16 protein-coding genes, 1 tRNA gene and 1 riboswitch are annotated in these 12,882 nt (G+C 70.5%); of the genes, 9 read left to right on the forward strand and 8 right to left on the reverse strand.

The features are described from left to right. The first annotated feature begins 224 nt into the window (after positions 1–224). A complete protein-coding gene (locus AB0O29_RS31065) occupies positions 225–2,498 on the forward strand; it encodes a transglycosylase domain-containing protein (RefSeq protein ID WP_365158241.1) in 2,274 nt (757 codons plus the stop codon). A gap of 15 nt (positions 2,499–2,513) precedes the next feature. Here AB0O29_RS31065 and AB0O29_RS31070 read toward each other — a convergent pair whose 3' ends face one another. From AB0O29_RS31070 to AB0O29_RS31080, 3 genes are all read right to left on the reverse strand, one after another. Then, positions 2,514–2,834, reverse strand: a complete 321-nt coding sequence (locus AB0O29_RS31070; RefSeq protein WP_365158244.1) for a multidrug efflux SMR transporter — start codon at positions 2,832–2,834, stop codon at positions 2,514–2,516. Positions 2,835–2,863: 29 nt separating this feature from the next. Continuing rightward, a riboswitch (guanidine-III (ykkC-III) riboswitch) is annotated at positions 2,864–2,930 on the reverse strand. 71 nt (positions 2,931–3,001) lie between these two features. Beyond that, complete coding sequence (locus AB0O29_RS31075; protein ID WP_031150129.1) at positions 3,002–3,343, reverse strand: co-chaperone GroES; 342 nt, start codon at positions 3,341–3,343, stop codon at positions 3,002–3,004. Positions 3,344–3,392: 49 nt separating this feature from the next. Then, on the reverse strand, positions 3,393–3,710 hold the full coding sequence (locus AB0O29_RS31080; RefSeq protein ID WP_365158247.1) for a DUF3618 domain-containing protein: 318 nt from the start codon (positions 3,708–3,710) through the stop codon (positions 3,393–3,395). A 118-nt stretch (positions 3,711–3,828) separates the two neighbouring features. On the opposite strand from AB0O29_RS31080, the gene bcp reads away from it, so the two are divergent. From bcp to AB0O29_RS31100, 4 genes are all read left to right on the forward strand, one after another. Then, positions 3,829–4,296 (forward strand): thioredoxin-dependent thiol peroxidase, encoded by a 468-nt coding sequence (gene bcp / locus AB0O29_RS31085; RefSeq protein WP_365158249.1) that lies wholly within the window; start codon positions 3,829–3,831, stop codon positions 4,294–4,296. 146 nt (positions 4,297–4,442) lie between these two features. Further along, on the forward strand, positions 4,443–4,952 hold the full coding sequence (locus AB0O29_RS31090; RefSeq protein ID WP_365158252.1) for an HNH endonuclease signature motif containing protein: 510 nt from the start codon (positions 4,443–4,445) through the stop codon (positions 4,950–4,952). A gap of 50 nt (positions 4,953–5,002) precedes the next feature. Further along, the gene (locus AB0O29_RS31095; RefSeq protein ID WP_365158255.1) at positions 5,003–5,428 is read left to right on the forward strand and encodes an HNH endonuclease; all 426 of its coding nucleotides are present in this window, start codon (positions 5,003–5,005) and stop codon (positions 5,426–5,428) included. A 73-nt stretch (positions 5,429–5,501) separates the two neighbouring features. Next, positions 5,502–5,585: transfer RNA gene (locus AB0O29_RS31100), tRNA-Leu, on the forward strand. A gap of 53 nt (positions 5,586–5,638) precedes the next feature. Here the strand turns inward: AB0O29_RS31100 and rdgB are convergent. The 4 genes from rdgB to AB0O29_RS31120 form a co-directional block, all read right to left on the reverse strand. Next, a complete protein-coding gene (gene rdgB / locus AB0O29_RS31105) occupies positions 5,639–6,241 on the reverse strand; it encodes an RdgB/HAM1 family non-canonical purine NTP pyrophosphatase (protein WP_365158258.1) in 603 nt (200 codons plus the stop codon). A gap of 29 nt (positions 6,242–6,270) precedes the next feature. After that, positions 6,271–6,672, reverse strand: a complete 402-nt coding sequence (locus AB0O29_RS31110) for a hypothetical protein (protein ID WP_365158261.1) — start codon at positions 6,670–6,672, stop codon at positions 6,271–6,273. A 131-nt stretch (positions 6,673–6,803) separates the two neighbouring features. Continuing rightward, positions 6,804–7,538 carry a ribonuclease PH gene (rph, locus tag AB0O29_RS31115; protein ID WP_365158264.1) on the reverse strand — a complete coding sequence of 245 codons (735 nt, stop codon included), beginning with the start codon at positions 7,536–7,538 and terminating at the stop codon, positions 6,804–6,806. 131 nt (positions 7,539–7,669) lie between these two features. Continuing rightward, positions 7,670–7,981, reverse strand: coding sequence for a PTS glucose/sucrose transporter subunit IIB (locus tag AB0O29_RS31120; protein ID WP_344156704.1), 312 nt, complete (start codon positions 7,979–7,981; stop codon positions 7,670–7,672). Positions 7,982–8,119: 138 nt separating this feature from the next. Here AB0O29_RS31120 and AB0O29_RS31125 point away from each other — a divergent pair, with 138 nt between their 5' ends. Continuing rightward, positions 8,120–9,421: a PTS transporter subunit EIIC gene (locus AB0O29_RS31125; protein ID WP_365158267.1), complete on the forward strand. Its 1,302-nt coding sequence runs from the start codon at positions 8,120–8,122 to the stop codon at positions 9,419–9,421. A gap of 262 nt (positions 9,422–9,683) precedes the next feature. Continuing rightward, positions 9,684–10,940, forward strand: a complete 1,257-nt coding sequence (locus AB0O29_RS31130; RefSeq protein ID WP_365158270.1) for a PTS transporter subunit EIIC — start codon at positions 9,684–9,686, stop codon at positions 10,938–10,940. Between the two features lie 119 nt (positions 10,941–11,059). Here AB0O29_RS31130 and AB0O29_RS31135 read toward each other — a convergent pair whose 3' ends face one another. Continuing rightward, a complete protein-coding gene (locus AB0O29_RS31135) occupies positions 11,060–11,812 on the reverse strand; it encodes an MBL fold metallo-hydrolase (RefSeq protein WP_365158272.1) in 753 nt (250 codons plus the stop codon). A 206-nt stretch (positions 11,813–12,018) separates the two neighbouring features. Here AB0O29_RS31135 and AB0O29_RS31140 point away from each other — a divergent pair, with 206 nt between their 5' ends. Together AB0O29_RS31140 and AB0O29_RS31145 are read left to right on the forward strand one after the other, a co-directional pair. Next, complete coding sequence (locus tag AB0O29_RS31140) at positions 12,019–12,441, forward strand: hypothetical protein (RefSeq protein WP_365158274.1); 423 nt, start codon at positions 12,019–12,021, stop codon at positions 12,439–12,441. Then, positions 12,438–12,791 carry a DUF488 family protein gene (locus tag AB0O29_RS31145; RefSeq protein WP_365158277.1) on the forward strand — a complete coding sequence of 118 codons (354 nt, stop codon included), beginning with the start codon at positions 12,438–12,440 and terminating at the stop codon, positions 12,789–12,791. Before AB0O29_RS31140 ends, AB0O29_RS31145 begins: the two co-directional genes overlap by 4 nt. Positions 12,792–12,882 lie beyond the last annotated feature (91 nt).

The raw sequence follows: 12,882 nt of genomic DNA on the forward strand, positions 1-12,882 counted from the left end.
GGTCTCGCCGCGCAGAGCGTCGACTCCGACCTGGACCTGGTCCTCGTGCCGGCCAGGCGGCCGACCGGGCCGGCGACGCCCCCGGAGCCCCCGGAGCCCCCGAGGGCGCCAAGGGTCCCAAGGGCTCCGAGGACCCCAGGGGCCCCAAGGCACCCAAGGCACCGAAAGCCGCCAAGCGCAGGCCCAAGCGCACCGGGTGGCACCGTCTCGTCCCGACCTGGCGGATGGTCCTGGGCGGGATCCTGCTGCTCCTGCTGCTGATCGGCGGCGCGCTGATCGCCGGCTACCTGCTCGTCGACATCCCCCCGGCCAACGCGGCGGCCACCGCCCAGTCCAACGTGTACCTCTACGCGGACGGTTCCCAGCTCGCCCGTGACGGCGAGGTCAACCGCGTCAACGTCCCGCTGTCCCAGGTCCCCCGGAGCGTCCAGGAGGCCGTCCTGGCCGCCGAGGACCGCGACTTCTACTCCGAACGGGCGGTGGACCCCAAGGCGATGCTCCGCGCCGCCTGGAACACCGCGACCGGCAAGGGCACGCAGTCCGGGTCCACCATCACCCAGCAGTACGTCAAGAACTACTACCTGGGCCAGGAACAGACCATCAAGCGGAAGGTGAAGGAGTTCTTCATCGCGATCAAACTCGGTCGTGAGAAGTCCAAGGACTACATCCTCGAGGGCTACCTGAACACCAGTTACTTCGGCCGCAACGCGTACGGCATCCAGGCGGCCGCCCAGGCCTACTACGGCAAGGACGTCAACAAGCTCAGCACCCCCGAGGGCGCCTACCTCGCCACCCTCCTCAACTCCCCCAGCGCCTTCGACGTCGTCTCGCACCCGCAGAGCCGCGACCGCGCCCTCGCCCGCTGGAACTACGTCCTCGACGGCATGGTCAAGAAGAACTGGATGACCCCTCAGGACCGGGCCGCGGCCACCTTCCCCGAGCCGGGCAAGGTCCGCGCCGCCGCCGGGCTGTCCGGCCAGCGCGGCTACCTGGTGGAGGCCGTCAAGGACTACATCGGCGAGCGCAGGATCCTCGACGACAAGACCCTCGCCGAGGGCGGCTACCGGATCACCACCACCATCGACAAGGGCCGCGAGAACGCCTTCGTCGACGCCGTCCAGAAGCAGATGGCCGACAAGCTCGACCCGGCGGCGCGCCCGGCGGACCGGGTGGTGCGGGCCGGCGGGGTCTCCATCGACCCGGCCACCGGCAAGGTCGTCGCCATGTACGGCGGCATCGACTACACGAAGCAGTACGTCAACAACGCGACCCGGCACGACTACCAGGTGGCCTCCACCTTCAAGCCGTTCGTCTTCGCCTCCGCCGTCGAGAACGACTCCCGGACGCAGGACGGCCGCCGGATCACCCCGAACACCGTCTACAACGGCGACAACCGGCGCCGTGTCGTCGGGACCCGGATCCCTTACGCCCCCGAGAACGAGGGCCAGCAGTCGTACGGTCAGATCACCGTCAACACCGCGACCGACCTCTCCGTGAACACCGTCTTCGCCCAGATGGTCGTCGACGTGGGCACGGCGAAGGTCAAGCAGACCGCGATCGACCTCGGCATCCCCGAGGACACCCCGAACTTCGACGCCGGCCCGGCCATGGCCCTGGGCACCATGCAGGCGAGCGTCCTCGACATGACCCAGGCGTACGCGACCCTCGCCGACCACGGCCGGCGCACCCCGTACACCCTCGTGGAGAAGATCACCAAGGAGGGCGACAGCGTGCACCTGCCCGACCGCACCCCGCAGCAGGCCGTGAGCCGGGAATCGGCCGACACGACCACGTCCATGCTGGTCAGCGTCGTGGACAACGGCACCGGTACGGCAGCCCTCGCGGCCGGCCACCCGGCGGCGGGCAAGACCGGCACCGCCGAGCAGGACCGCGCCGCCTGGTTCGCCGCGTACACCCCGGACCTGGTGACAGTGGTCTCGATCATGGGCCAGGACCCGGACACCGGCACCCTCCAGCCCCTGTACGGGGCCCTCGGCGAGGCCCGCGTCGGAGGCGGCGGCTACCCGGCGCGGATCTGGGCGGCCTACACGAAGAAGGCCCTGGAGGGCACGGAGCCGGTGGACTTCGACCTGGAGCTCCAGCCGGGAGCGGCCCAGCTCCCGCCGCCGGTCCAGCCCAGCACCCCGCAGCAGCCGCAGGGCAGCCGCCCGCCGGGCTTCCCGGACCAGAGCGGCCGCCCCAACCCGCCGACCCCGCCGAACGGCGGCCAGGACAACGGCGGGCAGAACCAGGGGGGCCAGAACAACGGCGGCCAGAACCAGGGCGGTCAGAACAACGGGGGCCAGACGAACGGCGGCCAGAACACGGGCGGCCAGACGAACGGCGGACAGACCGACGGAGGCCAGACGAACGGGGGCCAGACCAACGGCGGCCAGACCACCGGGGGCCAGACCACGGGCGGCGACACCACCGGCGGCCAGACCGCCGGCGGCGGCCTCGCCCCGCGCCGCCGCCCGCCGTCGGTGTTCCTGGAGTGACGGGCGGCCGGGCGGTCAGTGCCCGGAGGTGGCCTTCAGCCCCACGACGGCGACCAGCAGCAGGCAGATGAAGAAGATCCGGGCGGCGGTGACGGGCTCCCCCAGCACCGCCATGCCGAGCACCGCCGCACCGGCCGCACCGATGCCCACCCAGACCCCGTACGCCGTACCGATGGGCAGGGTCTTGGCCGCGTAGGACAGCAGCACCATGCTGGCGACGATCCCGGCGCCGGTGAAGACGGACGGCCACAGCCGGGTGAAGCCCTCGGTGAACTTCATGCCGATCGACCAGCCGACCTCGAGCAGACCGGCGACGAGAAGAAGAAACCAGGCCATGACGGCACCTCCGGAACGAGAGCGAACGGGGTGCGTCGTCTTTGCGTCCAGCTACCCGGTACGGCGCGTCTCGTCGGGGCGGTTCCCCACCACCGTAGCAAAGGGCGTGCAAAAGGGCTGGTGACCATGGTCACCAGCCCTTTCCCCGTACCGGAGTACCGGATCAGTCAGAGGTACAGCCCGGTGGAGTCCTTCGACCCCTCCAGCCGCTCCGCCGCCACCGCGTGCAGGTCGCGCTCGCGCATCAGCACGTACGTCGCCCCGCGCACCTCGACCTCGGCGCGGTCCTCGGGGTCGTACAGCACGCGGTCGCCGGGCTCCACGCTCCGTACGTTCTGCCCGACCGCGACCACCTCGGCCCAGGCGAGCCGCTTGCCCACCGCGGCCGTCGCCGGGATCAGGATCCCGCCGCCCGAGCGGCGCTCGCCCTCGGGGGAGTCTGACTTCACGAGCACGCGGTCGTGGAGCATGCGGATGGGCAGCTTGTCGTGGGTGGTGTTCTCGCTCACGCCCCGAACCTACCTGCCGCCGTGCGCCGCACGCTCCGGAGGGTGGTCATCACCGCTTGCGGCGCACGGAGACCACGAGCAGCCCGACCACGCCGACCGCGACCAGCGCGACGGGGGCGATCCGCTCGAAGCGCGGGGCGCCGTCCTCGTGGCGCAGGCCGTCCTTCACGTCGGTGATCAGCCGGTTGACGCAGGCGACGGCGCGTCCGGCGGTCTGGTCGACCGTCGAGGCGACCCTGGCCTTCGCGTCCCCGATGATCGTCTGCGGGTGCATGCGCACGCCGATCTCGTCGAGCGTCTCGGCGAGCTGCTCGCGGCGGCGGACGATGTCCGCCTCGATCTGTGCGGGGGTCCTGGCTTCCGGCACCGCGCTGCCTCCGTCGTCGTGTCTCGTCTTGTAAGGGCTTGATCCGTCATGGACAGTCTGTCAGCTCAGTCAGCTTAGGCTCCTCCCGTACGGATCCCCTCCCGAGGAGAGCACTGACATGAGCGAGCGACTCCAGCCGGGCGACATCGCCCCCGCCTTCACCCTGCCCGACGCGGACGGCAACGAGGTCTCGCTCGCCGACCACAAGGGCCGCAAGGTCATCGTGTACTTCTACCCGGCGGCCCTGACCCCGGGCTGCACGAAGCAGGCCTGCGACTTCACGGACAACCTGGACGTCCTGGCCACCGCCGGCTACGACGTCATCGGAGTCTCCCCGGACAAGCCGGAGAAGCTCGCGAAGTTCCGCGAGCAGGAGCACCTGAAGGTCACCCTGGTCGGCGACCCGGAGAAGGAGGTCCTGGCGGCGTACGGGGCCTTCGGCGAGAAGAAGCTGTACGGCAAGACGGTGACCGGGGTCATCCGCTCCACGGTGGTCGTCGACGAGGAGGGCAAGGTCGAGCACGCCTTCTACAACGTCAAGGCGACGGGCCACGTAGCGAAGATCATCAAGGACCTGGGCATCTGACCCCCGCCCGGCCCCACGGAACGGCCCGCACCCTCCCGGTGCGGGCCGTTCCGCTTATCGGACGAAATTTCCCGTTACCGTCCGGCCGCCATCCCGTTACTCCATGCGAGGGCCGCACAGGTGGCCGAGAACAGGGGGTGGCGGCGATGCCGGTCAGTCCGTACACGAGGGAACGCCTCGCGGAAGCGGCGCGCACGTCGCGGACGCTGAGCGAGGCACTGGAGAAACTGGGGGTGGACCCTCGGAGCGGATCACGTCGCTATGTGCACGACCGGATGCGCAAACTCGGCGTCGACGTCTCCCACTTCGCCAAGGAGGGAGTGAAGTGGACCAGGGAGGTGCTGGCGGAGGCCGTCGTCGGCCGCACCCGTCAGCGTCGCACGGCCGAGACGGTCCTGGTCGAACAGCGCAGCGGGACCGCCCGGCGGATCCCGGGCGACCGCCTCCGGCAGGCACTGGCCGCCCTCGAAGTGCCGGAGCGGTGCGCGCTGTGCGGCAACGAGGGCGCCTGGGCGGGACGGCCGCTCCCCTTGGAGGTGGACCACATCGACGGCAACTGGCGTGACAACCGCCGAGAGAACCTGCGCCTCCTCTGCCCCAACTGCCACTCCACCACGGACACCTACCGAGGGCGCGGGAAGAGGCGGCGGCGGTGAGCACACGCCGACACCATTCGAGGCCCTCAGGTGCGGCGCTTCGCGAGGCCGTGGCCGCGTCGGTCTCGCTGTCCGGGACGCTGCGGCTGCTCGGCCTCCCGGCGAACGGAACGCTGAACGAGAGGCTCAAGCGCTGGATCCTGGAGGAGGGGCTCTCGACGGCGCACTTCCTGGGGCAGGCCCACCAGCGCGGCAAGCCCGGCACCTGCCCGCCGCGGCACGCCGACGAGATCCTCGTCAAGCACGATGCCGGGCGGCGCACGAAGACCACACAGCTGCGCCGGGCCCTCCGCGAGGTGGGCGTACCAGAGCGCTGCGCCGAATGCGGCACTCCCCCCGAATGGCTCGGACTCCCCATGACCCTGGAGGTGGACCACATCAACGGCGACTGGAGCGACGACAGGCGCGAAAACCTCCGGCTTCTATGCCCCAACTGCCACGCGGTTACCGACACCTGGTGCCGCGGCGGACAGTGACGCAAGTCGGTCGCCCCATCCGGCAGAACCGCCGTAGACTAGCGGCAGCCGAATGGACGAATGTCCGATTTGGGCGGCCGTGGTGGAATTGGCCTACACGCAACTTTTAGGTAGTTGTGGGAGAAATCCCTTGAGGGTTCGAGTCCCTCCGGCCGCACACACCGAAGGCCCCGCACGCGAATCGTGCGGGGCCTTCGACATGAAGACGGGTCAGCCCAGGAGGTCCCGGAGGATGGGGATCAGGGCGCGGAAGGCCTGGCCTCGGTGGGAGATGGCGTTCTTCTCCGCGGGGGTGAGTTCCGCGCAGGTGCGGGTGTCGTTCAGGGGCTGGAGGATCGGGTCGTAGCCGAAGCCGCCGCCGCCCGCGGGGGTGTGGCGGAGGGTGCCGAGGAGGCGGCCCTCGACGACGTGTTCCGTGCCGTCCGGGAGGGCCAGGGCGGCCGCGCAGAAGAAGTGGGCGCCCCGGTGTTCGTCGGCGATGTCGCCGAGCTGGTTCAGGAGGAGTTCCAGGTTGGCCCGGTCGTCGCCGTGGGCGCCGGCCCAGCGGGCCGAGAAGATGCCGGGGGCGCCGTTCAGGACGTCGACGCAGAGGCCCGAGTCGTCCGCGATGGCGGGGTGGCCGGTGGCCTGCGCCAGGGCGTGGGCCTTGAGGAGGGCGTTCTCGGCGAAGGTGACGCCGGTTTCCCTGACGTCCGGGACCTCCGGGTACGCGTCCGCGCCGACCAGTTCGTGCGGCAGGCCGGCGTCGGACAGGATGGCGCGGAGTTCGGTGACTTTGCCCGCGTTGCGGGTGGCGAGGATCAGGCGGGTCATGCCGCCATTATCGCGGTGGTCCCGGGTCGTCAGCCCGGGGTGCAGACCTTGGAGATCTCGGCCGCCGCGTCCGCGACCGGCTTGATGTCGGGGGCGGTGTTGCCCTGCTCGACGGAGGTGCGGACGTTCTTGACGGCCGTGCTCATGGAGTCGACGGCCTTGCCGAGGTCGGCGTTGCCGGTCGAGTTCTTGATCTTCTTCAGGTCCGTGTCGATCTGGTTCAGCGCGTTCTGGGTGTCCTGGACGCTGTTGCCGGCGTTCGAGACGGCCTGCTGGAGGTCGTTGACGCTGTTGGCTATGGCCACCGCCGTGTTGGCGCAGTCCATCGCGGTGGAGATGGCGTCGCAGGAGGCGAGCGCCGGGACCGTGAGGGTGGCCGTCAGGGCCAGGGCGGCCAGGCGGAGCTTCGGCCGGGTGAGGTGCGGGTTCATGTGGTTCCCCCCGAGGGCGTGGATACGGGTACGGGTACGGGTACGGGCGCGCGGCCGTGAGACCGTGCGCCCGTACCGGCGTAGACGCGGACCCGCCGCGCGCGGTTGCCGGGGCCCGGCCGGACCGGGCCCTACGGGAGCTGGAGCTCCAGGGCGCCGAGCTGGAGGGCTTCGAGGTCGGCGCAGCCGCCGGCGGCGAGGTCGAGGAGGGCGTTGAGCTCCTTGCGGTCGAAGGGCTCGCCTTCGGCGGTGCCCTGGACCTCGACGAAGCGGCCGTCGCCGGTGCAGACGACGTTCATGTCGGTCTCGGCGCGCACGTCCTCCTCGTAGCAGAGGTCGAGGAGGGGGACGCCGTCGACGATGCCGACGCTGACGGCGGCGACGGTGCCGGTCAGGGGCTTGCGGCCGGCCTTGATCAGCTTCTTCTTCTGGCCCCAGGCGATGGCGTCGGCGAGGGCGACGTAGGCGCCGGTGATGGCGGCGGTGCGGGTGCCGCCGTCGGCCTGGAGGACGTCGCAGTCCAGGACGATGGTGTTCTCGCCGAGGGCCTTGTAGTCGATGACGGCGCGCAGCGAGCGGCCGATGAGGCGGGAGATCTCGTGGGTGCGGCCGCCGATCTTGCCGCGGACGGATTCGCGGTCGCCGCGGGTGTTGGTGGAGCGGGGGAGCATCGAGTACTCGGAGGTGACCCAGCCCTCGCCGCTGCCCTTGCGCCAGCGCGGGACGCCTTCGGTGAAGGAGGCGGTGCAGAAGACCTTGGTGTCTCCGAAGGAGACGAGGACGGAGCCCTCGGCGTGCTTGCTCCATCCGCGTTCGATGGTGACCGGGCGGAGCTGTTCGGGCGTACGGCCGTCAATGCGAGACATGGCTGTGAGCCTAGTCGTTGCGGGGGCCGGCCGGGTGACGGGCGCGGGGAGCGGAAGGGGCGGCGGGGATACGGGTGGACCCCGTCCGGTCGGGCCGGTACGGGGTCCTCGTCATGCTCCGCGGGGGCGGATCACATCATGTCCTCGATCTCGCCGGCGATCGGGTCGGCGTCGGTGCCGATGACGACCTGGACGGCGGTGCCCATCTTGACGACGCCGTGGGCGCCGGCGGCCTTGAGGGCGGCCTCGTCGACGAGGTCGGGGTTGACGACCTCGGTGCGCAGGCGGGTGATGCAGCCCTCGACCTCTTCGATGTTCTCGATTCCGCCGAGCCCGGCGACGATCTTCTCAGCCTTGGTGGCCATGTGTTTCTCCCTGAGTGTGGCGAAGAACGAGTCTCGGCGGCCGTAACCAGCTGCGTCCGCTTCGTCACGGTAGCTCACGGTTGGCCTATCTACGCGAGCACGGGTCTGGGGTCTGCCGAATGATGACGATCAGCAGCACCCTGCCCCACAACTGGTCTACACCAGTGTGCCGTACGTGCTGCGACTGCCAAAACGGGCGGCCCAGGGAGGAAGCGGATGAGCGCGAGCAGCGCGGCGGCGGCGCCACGGAACCAGTGGTGGAACGGCCTCTTCCAGGGGCTCCAGAAGATGGGGCGCAGTCTCCAGCTCCCGATCGCCGTGCTGCCGGCGGCCGGCATCCTGAACCGGCTCGGGCAGCCGGACGTGTTCGGCAAGGACGGGCTGGACTGGACGCGGGTGGCGAAGGTGATGGCGGGGGCGGGCGGGGCGCTGCTCGACGCCGACCTGGGCCTGCCGCTGCTGTTCTGCGTGGGCGTGGCGATCGGGATGGCCAAGAAGGCGGACGGTTCGACCGCGCTGGCGGCGGTGGCGGGGTTCCTCGTCTACCGGGGGGTGCTGCACGCCTTTCCGAAGAGGTGTCCGGAGGGGACGAGGGACATCGCGGGGGGCTGCCTGACCTCGGCCGACGCCTTCGCGGGGTACACGTACCAGAATCCCGGGGTGTTCGGCGGGATCGTGATGGGGCTGCTGACGGCCTGGTTCTGGCAGCGGTACCACCGGGTGAAGCTGGTGGACTGGCTGGGCTTCTTCAACGGGCGCCGGCTCGTGCCGATCATCATGTCGTTCGTGGCGATCGCGTTCGCCGTGGTGTGCCTGTGGGTGTGGCCGCCGGTGGGTGACGCGCTGGAGCACTTCTCGGACTGGCTGATCGGTCTGGGGGCGTGGGGTGCGGGGATCTTCGGTGTGGCGAACCGGGCGCTGCTGGTGATCGGCCTGCACCAGTTCCTGAACGTGCCGGTGTGGTTCCAGTTCGGTTCGTTCACCACGCCCGAGGGTCAGGTGAAGCACGGTGACATCAACATGTTCCTGGCGGGGGACCCGCACGCGGGGCTGTTCCTGAGCGGGTTCTTCCCGATCATGATGTTCGCCCTCCCGGCGGCGGCGCTGGCGATCACGCACTGCGCGAAGCCGCTGCGGCGCAAGGAGGTCGGCGGGCTGATGCTGTCGGTGGGCCTGACCTCGTTCGTCACGGGCATCACCGAGCCGCTGGAGTACTCGTTCCTGTTCGTGGCGCCGCTGCTGTACGCGGTCCACGCGGTGCTGACGGGGGTGTCGATGGCGGTGACGTGGGCGCTGGGGGTGCACGACGGCTTCAGCTTCTCGGCCGGTCTGATCGACTACGTCATCAACTGGGGGCTGGCGACCAAGCCGTGGCTGATCGTCCCGATCGGGCTGGGGTTCGCCGTCGTCTACTACCTGGTGTTCCGCTTCGCGATCACGGCGTTCGACATCCCGACGCCGGGGCGGGAGTCGGACGAGGAGATCGAGGCGATGCAGGCGGAGAACACCAAGGCGTAGCTTTCGGGGCTTTCGCCGCAACCGCCTTGGGACACAAGGCCCGGGCCTTCGGATCCAGCGATCCGGAGGCCCTTCGTCCTGTGGCCTAGGCCACACAAAATCGAAGGTTCCTTATCTAACCCCGACCGTGCTACAACTGGTCTACACCACCTAATGGTGTAGACCATGCAGCTGCCGAGCAGCCAGTGGTCCCCCATTTCCGAGACGCCGCCACCCCCATTTTCCATGTCCCCAGGCAGCGCCTTGTCCACTGGAGGAACCCATGTCCACAGCGACCGCTGCGGAGAAGAAGAAGGGCGCTGGCGTGATGGCCGTCATGCAGCGCATCGGCCGGAGCCTCATGCTCCCCGTCGCGGTGCTGCCGGCCGGCGCTCTGCTCATCCGCCTCGGCCAGGACGACATGCTCGGCAAGGCGTCGCTGCCGGACTTCATCAACAAGATCGCCACCTACATGGCGGCCGGTGGTGACGCGATCATCGGCAACATGGCGCTGCTGTTCGCCGTCGGCATCGCGATCGGCTACGCGAAGAAGTCGGACGGCTCGACGGCCCTGGCCGCCGTCACCGGTTACCTGGTCTTCCAGAAGGTGCTCGGCACCTTCACCGACTCGAGCCTGCCGCAGATCGAGAAGGTCGTCGACCACAAGGTCGTCCTCGTGGACGCGCCCGTCGACGCCAAGGTCCTCGGCGGCGTCGTGATGGGCCTCGTCGTCGCCCTGCTCTACCAGAAGTTCTACCGGACCAAGCTGCCGGACTGGGCGGGCTTCTTCGGCGGCCGCCGTCTCGTCCCGATCCTCTCCGCCTTCGCGGGCCTGCTGATCGGCATCGTCTTCGGTCTGATCTGGCCGGTCCTCGGCCAGGGCATCCACGGCTTCGGCGAGTGGCTCGTGGGCTCGGGCGCCGTCGGCGCGGGCATCTTCGGTGTCGCCAACCGTGCGCTCATCCCGGTCGGCATGCACCACCTGCTCAACTCCTTCCCGTGGTTCCAGGCGGGCGAGTACAACGGCAAGAGCGGCGACATCGGCCGCTTCCTCGCCGGCGACCCGAGCGCCGGACAGTTCATGACCGGCTTCTTCCCGATCATGATGTTCGCCCTTCCGGCGGCCTGCCTCGCGATCGTCCACTGCGCCCGCCCCGAGCGCCGCAAGGTCGTCGGCGGCATGATGTTCTCCCTCGCGCTCACCGCGTTCGTCACCGGTGTCACCGAGCCCATCGAGTTCACCTTCATGTTCATCGCCCCGGTGCTGTACGCGGTCCACGCGGTCCTGACCGGTGTGTCCATGGCCCTGACCTGGGCGCTCGGCATGAAGGACGGCTTCGGCTTCTCGGCCGGCGCGATCGACTTCTTCCTCAACCTCGGCATCGCGACCAAGCCGTGGATGCTCGTCCTGGTGGGCCTGTGCTTCGCGGCCCTCTACTACGTGATCTTCCGCTTCGCGATCACCAAGTGGAACCTCCCGACGCCGGGCCGCGAGTCCGACGAGGAGCTCGCCGAGCTGGCGAAGGCCGAGGCCAAGTAGGCCCGGTGGTCCCCGCAGTCCCGTAGGCGGCAACTACGCGACGGAGCCCCCGCTCTCCCGGAAGGGAGGGCGGGGGCTCCGTCGTGTCGCGTCGCGGTGCGCGGTGTCGTGCCGTCGGCTCAGACCTCGTACACGGCGCCGGCGTACGCCAGGTCGACGCGGCCGTCGTAGACCGCGCGGGCGTCGGCCAGGTTCCGCTCGGCGTCCGTCCACGGCGGGATGTGCGTCAGCACGAGCCGCCCGACCCGTCCGCCGCGCGCGTACTCCCCGGCCTCACGCCCGTTGAGGTGGAGGTCCGGGATGTCCTCCTTGCCGTGCGTGAAGGAGGCCTCGCACAGGAACAGGTCCGCGCCCTCGGCGAGCATCCCCAGCTCCGGGCAGACCCCGGTGTCCCCGGAGTACGCCAGCACCCGCCCGCCGTGCTCGACGCGGATCCCGTACGACTCGACCGGGTGGCAGACCCGCTCGGTGCGGACGGTGAAGGGGCCGATCTCGAAGCTGCCCGGCTTCAGGGTCCGGAAGTCGAAGACCTCGCTCATGGACCGCTCGTCCGGGACGTCGTCGTAGGCCGTGCTCAGCCGCCGCTCCGTGCCCTCCGGCCCGTACACGGGCAGGGGGCCGCAGCGGCCGCCCTCGTGCCGGTAGAAGCGGGCGACGAAATAGGCGCACATGTCGATGCAGTGGTCGGCGTGCAGATGGCTCAGGAAGATCGCGTCGAGGTCGTAGAGGCCGCAGTGGCGCTGGAGCGCGCCGAGGGAGCCGTTGCCCATGTCGAGGAGCAGCCGGAAGCCGTCGGCCTCGACGAGATAGCTCGAACAAGCCGAATCCGCGGACGGGAAGGACCCCGAACAGCCGACGACGGTGAGCTTCATGGAGCGTGAACCTCCGTGGACGGTCCGTGGACGGAGTGCGGGCCGTGCGTGCGTCGAGCGTAAGGCGCGAAACCTCCGGTCGCTCCTCCGCGGCAGGCCGTTGTGGGGGGAATCACCTGTGCTGTCACCCAGGGGAGCGACGAGGGGTACGGACGTTGCCGCGTCGCTGCCGCGCCCCGGGTGGCCGACGAGGCTACGGTCGGTTTATGGACACGTCCTGGTGGTACGCCGTGGTGGCGGCGGTCGCCGTGGTGGTGGTGGTTCTGCTCCCCCGGCACGTCAGGAGGCGTGCGGGCGCGCCGCCGTCGCCGCCGCACGGGCTGGGGCCGCCGCCGCGGGTGCGGCCCGGTGAGCTGTGGTCCCTGGCCGACGGGAGGCCCTGCCTGGTGCTGTCGGCGCGGCCGCAGCGGGAGTCGGCGCGGGTGGCGTGGATCGTGGGCAAGTACGACGACCGGCGGCCCGGGGTGATCCCGCTGCCGCCGGGCACGGTGGGCGCCGGCGGGCGCGGCGGCTTCCTGGAGGCGGACCGGCCGGAGGAGGTCTCGGTGTGGGAGTTCCGCCGGATGCTCGGGACGCTGGACCCGGTGCTGTGGGACGAGGCCAAGGGGCTGGGAGGCGGTGCCGGATGAAGGGCGTCAGGCTGCGGCGCGTCTACGACCCGCCCGAGCCGGGGGCGGACGGCGTACGGGTCCTCGTGGACCGGCTGTGGCCGCGCGGGCTGTCGAAGGAGGCGGCGGCGGTGGACGAGTGGCCGAAGGCGGTGACCCCGTCCGGGGAGCTGCGGAAGTGGTTCCACGGCGGGGGGTCGGCGGACGAGTTCCGGGCGCGGTACGAGGCGGAGCTGGCGGAGCCGGGGGCGGTGGCGGAGCTGGAGCGGCTGCGGGCCCTGGCGGGGGCCGGGCCTCTGACGCTGCTCACGGCGGTCCGTGACCCCGCCGAAAGCCATGCGGCGATCCTTGCGGAGCACCTCGCGCGGTGACGCGGCCGGGTCGGCGGGTGCCGCTGCGCAGGGCTGGGTCCCCTACCCGCCCTTCGCCCGTTCCCCGGGGGCTCCGCCCCCGGACCCCGTT

Source organism: Streptomyces sp. NPDC089915, assembly GCF_040684675.1.
Taxonomy (GTDB): domain Bacteria; phylum Actinomycetota; class Actinomycetes; order Streptomycetales; family Streptomycetaceae; genus Streptomyces.

Bases quoted from the DNA above. Each gene is read 5' to 3' on its own strand.
- AB0O29_RS31065 (WP_365158241.1), top strand. From the start codon at position 225: ATGGTCCTGGGCGGGATCCTGCTGCTCCTGCTGCTGATCGGCGGCGCG.
- AB0O29_RS31070 (WP_365158244.1), bottom strand. From the start codon at position 2,834: ATGGCCTGGTTTCTTCTTCTCGTCGCCGGTCTGCTCGAGGTCGGCTGG.
- bcp (WP_365158249.1), top strand. From the start codon at position 3,829: ATGAGCGAGCGACTCCAGCCGGGCGACATCGCCCCCGCCTTCACCCTG.
- AB0O29_RS31090 (WP_365158252.1), top strand. From the start codon at position 4,443: ATGCCGGTCAGTCCGTACACGAGGGAACGCCTCGCGGAAGCGGCGCGC.
- rdgB (WP_365158258.1), bottom strand. From the start codon at position 6,241: ATGACCCGCCTGATCCTCGCCACCCGCAACGCGGGCAAAGTCACCGAA.
- AB0O29_RS31110 (WP_365158261.1), bottom strand. From the start codon at position 6,672: ATGAACCCGCACCTCACCCGGCCGAAGCTCCGCCTGGCCGCCCTGGCC.
- rph (WP_365158264.1), bottom strand. From the start codon at position 7,538: ATGTCTCGCATTGACGGCCGTACGCCCGAACAGCTCCGCCCGGTCACC.
- AB0O29_RS31125 (WP_365158267.1), top strand. From the start codon at position 8,120: ATGAGCGCGAGCAGCGCGGCGGCGGCGCCACGGAACCAGTGGTGGAAC.
- AB0O29_RS31130 (WP_365158270.1), top strand. From the start codon at position 9,684: ATGTCCACAGCGACCGCTGCGGAGAAGAAGAAGGGCGCTGGCGTGATG.
- AB0O29_RS31135 (WP_365158272.1), bottom strand. From the start codon at position 11,812: ATGAAGCTCACCGTCGTCGGCTGTTCGGGGTCCTTCCCGTCCGCGGAT.
- AB0O29_RS31140 (WP_365158274.1), top strand. From the start codon at position 12,019: ATGGACACGTCCTGGTGGTACGCCGTGGTGGCGGCGGTCGCCGTGGTG.
- AB0O29_RS31145 (WP_365158277.1), top strand. From the start codon at position 12,438: ATGAAGGGCGTCAGGCTGCGGCGCGTCTACGACCCGCCCGAGCCGGGG.